The sequence below is a fragment of the Nonomuraea sp. NPDC004186 genome (genome assembly GCF_053603495.1).
Map to the genome: position 1 here is coordinate 1 of NZ_JBSGFQ010000232.1, position 8745 is coordinate 8745.

Genomic DNA, 8745 nt, shown 5'->3' on the forward strand with positions numbered 1-8745 from the left:
GGCGATCCCGGCGCTCCACCGGCTGCGCCACATCCCGCCCAGCGGCTGAGACGGTTATTCACCTTGGTGTCGATCCGTCGCGCGACGGATCGACAGCCTCGGACGGCAAGGTGATCCGCTGGGAGGTCGCCGAGACCGACGTGGCGGCACAGCGGTTCTACCAGCGCATCGGGGCCGGCCTGGTCTCCAAGTCCCGCGCCGCCGGGGAGCCATGACGGGTCCGCGGGCCAAGCAGACGCTTGGCCGATGAGGCGGGGGAGTGGGGCGGTGGCCGGACCCCGGAGTCGTTCGGGTCGCGCGCTGTGCGGCTCAGTGGGGGACCACTCCGTTCGCGAGGACCTGGCGGTAGGCGGTCACGCGGTCCTCGGCACTGTCCAGGCAGCAGCTGGAGCATTTCACCGCTTCGTCGGAGGTGTAGTAGAGGCAGCACGTGTTGCGTAGGTAGAACAGCCCTTCGCGATCGCCCTCTCGCAGCCTGATCACTTCGCCGAGCTTTTCCAGGCCGCCGGTGGAGGCGGCGAGGAACTCCTCGTAGGCTCGGTGCAGCCGATCGACGTCGCCGCCGAGCCGGCTTGCGATGCAGAATGCCGCCGCGCACCCGTGCGCCACTCCGCCATGGAGCTGGCGTAGGCCCGCCCGGGTGCGCGTGTGCATGGCGTGCGCGAGCGGGAGGAGATGCTCGTCGAGCACCCAGGAGACAAGCGTGTCGACAGGCGCCTCCACGGCGTTCGGCTCGCGTAGCGCGACCGCCTCGAACCCGTGGTGCTCGGAGAGCCGGATGGCGACGTTGCGCGGTCGCATGTCCACGACCACCCGGTCGAGCGCCCATGCCAGCAGCGCGGACGCGGTCACGGTGCCCGCGTACACGGCCATGACGGTCAGTGCGGTGGCGTGATCCGACTTCTGGCCGCTGGCCACCCGCTCGGCTTCGAGCACACGGGAGAGTTCGTCCGATGAGGAGTCGAGCAGCCGGTCGCATGCGATCCAGCCGTCGTGCGGCGTCAGGCCACGTTCAAGCCGGAAGCGGTCCCCGAACGACTCCAGTCGCGAAAAGACATCCATCACTGCACAACCGCACTACGTATCGCCATAGTAGAGGATGATACCCCTAACGGGTATATGGTTTCCAGGGCCGGACGACCACTCCTGGGGCACGAGCCGGTCGTAACCGACGACCTCACCGTCCACTTCCCGGGGCCGGCGACCGGAAGGGCTACGGCTCGCCGACATTTACCCGGTACGGTCCGGGAGAGGGTGCGGATGTCGTTCGTCAACCGGCCCGGACAACTCATGTGGCAGCCTGGAGGAGCTGGGTCGTATAGGCGTGGGACGGGGATCGGGCCAGGTCGTCGGCCGGGCCGTGCTCGACGACCCGGCCTGCCTGGAGGACCAGGATGCGGTCGCACGACTGGACGGCCTCGCCCAGGTCGTGGGTGACGAGCAGGACGGCGAGGCCGCGTTCGACGGCCAGGGATCGCAGCGTGGTGGCGATCCCCGCGCGGGTGGAGACGTCCAGCATGGAAGTGGCCTCGTCCGCGATGAGCAGCGCGGGGCTGCCGGCGAGAGCTCGGGCGATGGACACCCGCTGGCGCTGGCCGCCGGACAGCTGGCCGGGGAAACGGGCGAGGAACTCGGAATCGTCCGGCAGCCCGGCGGCGGTCAGCGATTCCCGGACGCGGCCGAGCCATTCGCCCCGGGGCACTCCGGCCACCACCAGCGGCTCGGCCACCAGTGCCGCCACCCGCATGCCAGGATGGAGCGAATCGTAGGGGTCCTGGTGGACGAAGCCGATCCGTCGTCGCAGGCGGCGCAGTGCACGGCCGGCCGTCAGCTCCCGGCCTTCGAGCGTCACGCGACCGGCGGTCGGTTTGATGAGACCGAGCAGAATCCGGGCAAGCGTGCTCTTGCCCGATCCGCTCTCGCCCACGAGGCCGACGATCTCGCCCGCGCTGATCTCGAGGTCGACGTCGCGCAGCGCGTCCACGACACGTGAGCGGGCCCGGTAGGTGTGCCGGATGCCTGACGCGCTGACCACGGTGCTCCCCGACGGGCTGTCGACGCGGGGCACGTTCGGGTAGGAGGGGTGGTCCGGCTCGTCGTGACGGTGGCAGGCGACCTGCGCCTCTCCGCGTGCGACCAAGGGCGGCGTCTCCTCGCGGCAACGGTCGACGGCGAGCGGGCAGCGGGCCGCGAACGCGCAGCCGGCCGCGATGTGCCCCAGGGCGGGCGCGGATCCGGGGATGCTGCCCCAGGCGATCTCGCGGTCGGCGACGGGGGTCGCGCCGAGCAGTCCCGCCGTGTAGGGGTGGGCGGAGGCCGGGGACAGCGCGCGAGCCGGGCGGACTTCGGCGAGGCGGCCCGCGTACATGATGGCGACGCGGTCGGCGTACGGCAGCAGCCCGGCCAGGTCGTGCGAGACGATCAGCATGCTGGTGCGGAGCCCGGCCAGGAGGGCGAGGACCTGCCGCTGGGTGATGGCGTCCAGCCCGGTGGTGGGTTCGTCCGCGACCAGCAGGTCCGGCTCGCCGGCCAGGGCGAGCGCGATGGCCACCCGCTGGCGTTGCCCGCCGGACAGCTCGTGCGGATATGACCTGAGCATCGTCCCCTGGAGCCCGACGCGGTCGAGCAGGTCGGCGGGCTGGGCCGTGCCGCCGTGCAGGGTGAGCATCTCGGCGAGCTGGGCGCCGATGCGATGCACGGGGCTGAGTCCGGTCATCGCGCCCTGCGGCACGGTGGCGACGCGGGTGCCACGCACGCCTGTCCAGTCGGTCCGTCCGACCAGTTCGTGTTCGCCCAGCAACGCGGACCCGCCGGCATGTGACGTGGAGGGGAGCAGGCCGAGCAGGGTGCGGGCCAGCGAGGTCTTGCCGCAGCCGCTCTCGCCGACCAGCGCCAGGATCTCGCCGTCGGCGATGTCGAGGTTGACGTGCGAGACCGCGGCCAGGCCGCCGTACCGGACGGTCAGGTCACGTACTTTCAAGGTCATCGAGCAGCCTCCCGCAGGGCAGGGTTGAGCCGTTCCTCCACCGCGACGCCGATCAGGGCGAGGGAGAGCACTGTGAGCGTGATGGCGGCGCCGGGCGGCAGCGCCCACCACAGCCAGGCGTCGGACAGGAAGACGCCGTTGGTCTGCACCCAGTAGAGCGTGGTGCCCCAGCTCGGCGAGGTCGGGTCGCCGAGGCCGAGGAAGGACAGGGTGGCGTCGTAGATGATGGCGACCTTCGCGGTGCGGACGAAGACCGGGATGAGCAGCGGCCCGATGAGGTACGTGCCGTGCCGGGCCAGCAACCACCAGGCCGGTGCGCCCATGGCCCGCGACACCTCCAGATGACCGCGGGACCAGGCGGTGAGCACCCCGGCTCGGAGCACGCGGGCGGGGACCGGCCACAGGATGAGCGCCAGGATCGCCGCCCGTATGCCGAAGGACTGGCCGAGGAACGCGGCCGCCAGGATGTAGAGGATCAGCTCGGGCAGGATCAGCAGGACGTCCGCGCCGCGCATCAGCGAGACCGACAACCAGCGCGGGCCGATCCCGGCGGCGCCGCCGATGATCGCGGCCAGCAGCGTGGTGCAGACGGCGACGATGAACGCCAGCCCCAGGGACGTGCCGGCGCCCACGATGAGCTGGTCGAGCAGGTCCCGGCCGAGATCGTCGGAACCCAGCGGCAAGCCTGCCCGCGGCGGTGCGTACGGCTCGGCCACGCGCTCGCGCCCCGCACCGTCGGGCAGGACGGCTCCGTACGCCGCGATGGCGACGATCGCGACGAGGACGCCGACGCCGATCACTCCTTGCGCGCCGAGCAGGTTCCGGCGCGGCGCCTTGAGGAACATCATCTCCGGTCTCCGGTTCTGGCACGGGGATCCAGCAGCGGGTACGTCGCGTCGGCCAGCGCGTTCATGAGCACCACCATGACGGTGAGCACCAGGAACGCCCCCTGCATGAGCGGGTAGTCGCGGGCGGTGATCGCGTCGAAGGTGAGCCGCCCGAGCCCGGGATAGGCGAAGACGGTCTCGACCACGATGGCCCCGGCGGCCAGGAAGCCGATCTCCAGCATGAGGATCGTGTGCACGGGCAGCAGCGCCGGGCGCAGGGCGTGCCTGCGCACGAGCCTGCCGTACGGCACTCCGCGGGCGTGGGCGTGCTGCACCGGCTCGCTGGTCAGGACGGTGAGCAGGGACGAGCGGGTGTAGAGGAACAGATATCCCATGCCGGTGACGGTCAGCGTCGTCACCGGAAGGACCAGGTGCTGCAGAACCCCGCCGACCGTCACCCCTTCCGGCCCGGACACGCCGTAGGTGGGCAGCAGCTGGAGCTTCACCCCGAACAGGACGATCAGCAGCATGCCCAGCCAGAACTGCGGGACCGAGTCGGCGACCACGGCCGCGCCGAGCAGCCCGGAGCCCTTGCCCCGGCGGCGACGCAGGGCGCCCGCGACGCCCAGCGTCACCCCCAGGACGGCGGTCACCGCAGTGCTGGTGCCCACCAGGAGCAGCGTCCACGGCAGCGCGTCCGCCAGCGCCTGGGTGACGGGCCGGCCGTCCGACAGCGAGGTGCCGAGGTCCAGGGTGAACACGCCGGTCAGGTAGTCGAGGAACTGCTGGGGGAGCGGCCGGCCGAAGCCGTACTGCGTGGCGATCTGCGCGCGCTCGTCGGCGGTCAGCCTGGCCAGCGCCTCCGGGCTGCCGAACAGCTTGAGCGGGCCACCCGGGAGCGCCCGGGGGAGCGCGAAGTTGAGCGTGAGCGCGACCAGCAGCACCGAGAGGTATTCGGCCAGCCTGCCGGCGATGTAGCGGGGGTAGCCGCGGCGGACGGCCTGGACGGCCGTCATCCGAGCCGGTAGTCGACGAGGGAGAACTTGTTCAGCGCGCCGGAGCCGTTCTGCCAGGTCCAGTTGCTGTAGACGTCCTTACGGAAGGCGTAGGCGCCGTTGCGGTAGTACAGGGTGAGGAACGGCAGCTGCTCCGCTATCTGGGCCTGGAGCTTCTTGGCGGCCTCCGTTCTGGCCTCCATGGTGGGCGCGGCGGTCATGGTGGCGATCGTCTCGTCGACGGCCGGGCTCTTGAAGCCGACGACATTGAGGCTGCCGTCGTCCGGGTCGGAGGCCAGAAGCTGGGCGATGGTGCCGCTGCTGAGCATGACGGGAGCGGACCAGCCCCACATGGACATGTCGTAGTTGCGGCCCTTCCGGACGTCGTAGTCGGGCCAGACCTTGGCGTCGAGGGAGTCGGAGTCGAGCGAGGTGACCTTCACCGCGACGCCCGCGTTCTTGAGCATGTCGCGGATCAGCTCGGCGCTGCGCAGCCGGTCCGTGGAGGCGCTCTGCACCAGCAGCTCGTACGACATGGGCTTGCCGTCCAGCACCCGGATCCCGTCCGGTCCCGGCTTGGCGCCGAGAGCGTCGAGCTCCCGCTTGGCGGCCTCGGCGTCGAAGATCGGCGGGAGCCGGTCTCCCTTGATGGGCGACTCCGCGTGGATGAAGCCGGGGTTGCCCGGGGTGCCCTGGCCGAGCAGCGCCGTCTTGACCAGATCCCCCGTGTCGATGGCCTTGGCCAGAGCCCGGCGTACCTCGGGGCGGTCGAACGGCGGTCTGGTCGTGTTGAACGCCAGCAGCGTGGAGGCGAACTCGGTGCCCTTGACCACGCCGATGCCCGGCTGCCTTTCCAACGTCGCGAGCTGCTGCGGGGGCACGATGCGCGTGGACATGTGCACCTCTCCGGTGCGCAGGGCGGCGAACTGGGTGGACTCCTCCGGGATCACGGCCACCTTGATCGAATCCACTTTGGGCTTGCCCAGGGCATAGGCTGGGTTGGCGGTGAGGGTGTAGCCGCGGGCGTTGTCGTACTGCGTCAGCTTGTACGGCCCGCTGCCGACGGCTTTGTCCACCCCTGCCGTGCTCACCTTCTGCACCGACTCCCACAGGTGCTTGGGAAGGATCGCCATGTCGGCCAGGATCCGGCGCGGAAACTCGGGGTCGGGCGCCTTGAGCGTCATGGTCACGACGTCGCCGCTGGCGCTGACCTTCGCGATCGGGCGGACGTCGACCGACGAGTCACCCTCCATGTTCTTGCGGTAGAAGTCGACGCTGAACACCACGTCGTCGGAGGTGAGCGGCTTGCCGTCGTGCCAGGTGACGCCTGGCCGGAGCGGCAGGGTGAACGTCTTGTTGTCGGAGGTCTTGATCTCTTTTGCCAGGAGCGGCGCGACGCCGTCGCCCCGCACGATCACCAGCGTGTCGAAGAGCAGCTTCACCAGGTTGTTGCCCGGGTAGCCGGTCTGGTTGGTGAACGGCGTGAGCGTGCCCTCGTCAGAGGAGATGGCGATGGTGATGCTCTTGGCCTGCTGGGTGCCGGGGGCGCTGGGTGTCGTGCCGGTGCTGGATCCGCATGCCGTGAGGAGCGCGAGGGAGAGCAGCGCAGCCGTGGTTCGGTGGTACAACAAAACCTCCGGGGGGTATATGAGGTGCAAGGTGACCCCATCGGGGAGGGCGTGCGTTTCACGTGACTCTATAGGTCCGCTACGTAGATGCAAGAGTCCATTGTGTAAACACCGTAATTCGCATTGAGCTGCGATGACGTGCCCGCCTGGGCTTCTTCGGTCGGAGCTCGTGCATGGGGTGGGTAGGAAACCTACTATGCCGACTAATAGTTGGGGCAGCGGTTGGCCCTGGTCGCCCGCCTGGGCTCAGGCTCGGCTTGGAATACGGTAGGGGGGTATGGTACATTCAAGGAGTCGGAAGGGGGAGACATGGTCGGATACAGCGACAGCAAGCAGGACCAGCTGCGGCGGCTGCGCCGGATCGAGGGTCAGGTGCGAGGGTTGCAGCGGATGGTCGAGGACGACAAGTACTGCATCGACGTGCTGACGCAGGTGTCGGCGGCCACCAGTGCCCTGCAGTCGGTCGCGATCTCCCTGCTGGAGGATCACCTGGCGCACTGTGTCGCCGAGGCCGCCGCCCAGGGCGGGCCGGAGGCTCAGGCGAAGGTCAAAGAGGCTTCCGACGCCATCGCGCGGCTCGTTCGTTCCTGACAGACATCACCGGAAAGGGTTGATCGATATGGCTACCGCTACCTACACCGTCACGGGCATGACCTGCGGGCACTGCGTGAGTTCGGTGAAGGAGGAGGTCGGTGAGGTGTCCGGGGTCACTTCGGTGGAGGTTGACCTGGCGAGCGGCCTGCTGACCGTGGAGAGTGACAGCCCCGTGGAGGCGGCGGACATCGTGGCCGCGGTCGAGGAAGCGGGCTACGAGGTGGCGAGCCGGTCATGAACGCGGCAACCAAGCTGGGTGCCTACGTCGTAGGGCTGGCCGTGGTTTTCGGCGGGGCTCTGGGTGTCGGGAACGCGGTGGGCGAGGTCGGCCCCGCCCCGGCGAAGCCGGAACACGGGGCGACCCATTCGACTCCCGCCGCTGAGAGTCATGGCGGTCATGCGGAGGCCACCGCAACAGCGAAGGGCGATACCCCTGGAGGGCTCCAAGTGTCCGAGAGCGGTTACACGCTGAACCCGTTGACCGCCGTCAAGCCCGGCGAGCCCACGGATTTCCGTTTCACTGTGACGGGTCCCGATGGCAGGCCGGTGACTGACTATCAGGTCGAGCATGACAAGAAGCTGCATTTCATCGTGGTGTCGCGGGATCTGGCCAGTTTCCAGCATGTGCACCCGGACATGGCCGCTGACGGTGTGTGGTCGGTGAAGTTGACGCTGGATGACCCGGGTGCCTATCGGGCTTTCGCCGACTTCGCCCCCACTGGCGGGAGCGGCTTGACGCTGGGTGCGGATCTGCTGGTGGCGGGTGACTACAAGCCGCAGCCCCTGGCCCCGGCGACTCGTACGGCTGAGGTGGACGGCTACACGGTCTCGTTGGCGGGTGATCTCGTGCCCGGCCAGGCGAGCAAGCTGACGCTGAGCGTGAGCAAGGACGGCAAGCCGGTGACGGACCTGCAGCCGTATCTGGGGGCGTACGGGCATCTGGTGGCGTTGCGGGCCGGTGATCTGGCCTACCTGCACGTGCATCCGGAGGAGAGTGTCAAGGCGGGGCCGGAGATCACCTTCTACGCCGAGGTGCCCAGCGGCGGTGACTACCGGTTGTTCCTGGATTTCCAGCATGACGGCAAGGTCCGTACCGCGGACTTCACCGCTCAGGCCGGTACCGGACAGCCCAAAACCACGGCGGAGCCGAGCGCGAGCCCTTCTCACGGCAACCAGCCGCATTGATCGCAGGACACGAGGAAAGGAGATGTGATGTCTTCCCTGACTGAAGGCAGGGCTGTCGAGCTGTCGATCGGTGGCATGACCTGCGCGTCCTGCGCGAACCGGATCGAGCGCAAGCTGAACAAGCTCGAGGGCGTGAGCGCGACGGTGAACTACGCGACGGAGAAGGCGAAGGTCACCTTCCCGGATGGCGTGGATCCGCAGCAGCTGATCGCAGAGGTGGAGAAGGCCGGCTATACCGCCGCGCTGCCCGCCCCGCCCGCCGAGTCCGGCGCCGGGGCCGAGCAGGAGCCTGCCGATGAGCTGCGGCCGTTGCGGCAGCGGTTGATCACCGCGGTGGTGCTGAGTGTGCCGGTGGTCGCGATGGCCATGGTGCCGGCGTTGCAGTTCACGAACTGGCAGTGGTTGTCGCTGGTGCTGGCGGCGCCGGTGGTGGTGTACGCGGGCTGGCCGTTCCACAAGGCGGCCTGGACGAACCTGCGGCACGGCGCGGCGACGATGGACACGCTGATCTCGGTCGGCACGCTGGCCGC

The 8745-nt window shown here is 69.3% G+C and carries 10 protein-coding genes; 5 read left to right on the forward strand and 5 right to left on the reverse strand.

What is annotated here, in order from left to right:
• Window positions 1–215 (forward strand): hypothetical protein (locus ACWEPL_RS64255; protein ID WP_452442799.1); only part of this gene is annotated, 215 nt, incomplete at its 5' end.
• 94 nt (window positions 216–309) lie between these two features.
• Here ACWEPL_RS64255 and ACWEPL_RS64260 read toward each other — a convergent pair.
• The 5 genes from ACWEPL_RS64260 to ACWEPL_RS64280 form a co-directional block, all read right to left on the reverse strand.
• Window positions 310–1062 carry a (2Fe-2S)-binding protein gene (locus ACWEPL_RS64260; RefSeq protein WP_363974108.1) on the reverse strand — a complete coding sequence of 251 codons (753 nt, stop codon included), beginning with the start codon at window positions 1060–1062 and terminating at the stop codon, window positions 310–312.
• Window positions 1063–1288: 226 nt separating this feature from the next.
• Window positions 1289–2986: an ABC transporter ATP-binding protein gene (locus ACWEPL_RS64265; RefSeq protein WP_452442800.1), complete on the reverse strand. Its 1698-nt coding sequence runs from the start codon at window positions 2984–2986 to the stop codon at window positions 1289–1291.
• Window positions 2983–3834 carry an ABC transporter permease gene (locus ACWEPL_RS64270; protein WP_363974102.1) on the reverse strand — a complete coding sequence of 284 codons (852 nt, stop codon included), beginning with the start codon at window positions 3832–3834 and terminating at the stop codon, window positions 2983–2985. Before ACWEPL_RS64270 ends, ACWEPL_RS64265 begins: the two co-directional genes overlap by 4 nt.
• Window positions 3831–4829 (reverse strand): ABC transporter permease, encoded by a 999-nt coding sequence (locus ACWEPL_RS64275; RefSeq protein ID WP_350727961.1) that lies wholly within the window; start codon window positions 4827–4829, stop codon window positions 3831–3833. The genes ACWEPL_RS64270 and ACWEPL_RS64275 overlap by 4 nt, the downstream gene beginning before the upstream one ends.
• Window positions 4826–6436: an ABC transporter substrate-binding protein gene (locus ACWEPL_RS64280; protein WP_363974099.1), complete on the reverse strand. Its 1611-nt coding sequence runs from the start codon at window positions 6434–6436 to the stop codon at window positions 4826–4828. The genes ACWEPL_RS64275 and ACWEPL_RS64280 overlap by 4 nt, the downstream gene beginning before the upstream one ends.
• 309 nt (window positions 6437–6745) lie before the next feature.
• Between ACWEPL_RS64280 and ACWEPL_RS64285 the strand changes: the two genes are divergently transcribed.
• The 4 genes from ACWEPL_RS64285 to ACWEPL_RS64300 all read left to right on the forward strand — a co-directional run.
• Window positions 6746–7027, forward strand: coding sequence for a metal-sensitive transcriptional regulator (locus ACWEPL_RS64285; RefSeq protein WP_397366957.1), 282 nt, complete (start codon window positions 6746–6748; stop codon window positions 7025–7027).
• 28 nt (window positions 7028–7055) lie between these two features.
• On the forward strand, window positions 7056–7268 hold the full coding sequence (locus ACWEPL_RS64290) for a heavy-metal-associated domain-containing protein (protein WP_355195316.1): 213 nt from the start codon (window positions 7056–7058) through the stop codon (window positions 7266–7268).
• Window positions 7265–8215 (forward strand): hypothetical protein, encoded by a 951-nt coding sequence (locus tag ACWEPL_RS64295; RefSeq protein ID WP_363974096.1) that lies wholly within the window; start codon window positions 7265–7267, stop codon window positions 8213–8215. The genes ACWEPL_RS64290 and ACWEPL_RS64295 overlap by 4 nt, the downstream gene beginning before the upstream one ends.
• 27 nt (window positions 8216–8242) lie before the next feature.
• On the forward strand, window positions 8243–8745 hold a 503-nt coding region (locus ACWEPL_RS64300; protein ID WP_452442803.1), incomplete at its 3' end, for a cation transporter.

Excerpts from the sequence above, each read along its gene's own strand:
- ACWEPL_RS64295 (WP_363974096.1), top strand. The coding sequence starts at position 7,265 with ATGAACGCGGCAACCAAGCTGGGTGCCTACGTCGTAGGGCTGGCCGTG.
- ACWEPL_RS64285 (WP_397366957.1), top strand. The coding sequence starts at position 6,746 with ATGGTCGGATACAGCGACAGCAAGCAGGACCAGCTGCGGCGGCTGCGC.
- ACWEPL_RS64265 (WP_452442800.1), bottom strand. The coding sequence starts at position 2,986 with ATGACCTTGAAAGTACGTGACCTGACCGTCCGGTACGGCGGCCTGGCC.
- ACWEPL_RS64260 (WP_363974108.1), bottom strand. The coding sequence starts at position 1,062 with ATGGATGTCTTTTCGCGACTGGAGTCGTTCGGGGACCGCTTCCGGCTT.
- ACWEPL_RS64275 (WP_350727961.1), bottom strand. The coding sequence starts at position 4,829 with ATGACGGCCGTCCAGGCCGTCCGCCGCGGCTACCCCCGCTACATCGCC.
- ACWEPL_RS64290 (WP_355195316.1), top strand. The coding sequence starts at position 7,056 with ATGGCTACCGCTACCTACACCGTCACGGGCATGACCTGCGGGCACTGC.
- ACWEPL_RS64270 (WP_363974102.1), bottom strand. The coding sequence starts at position 3,834 with ATGATGTTCCTCAAGGCGCCGCGCCGGAACCTGCTCGGCGCGCAAGGA.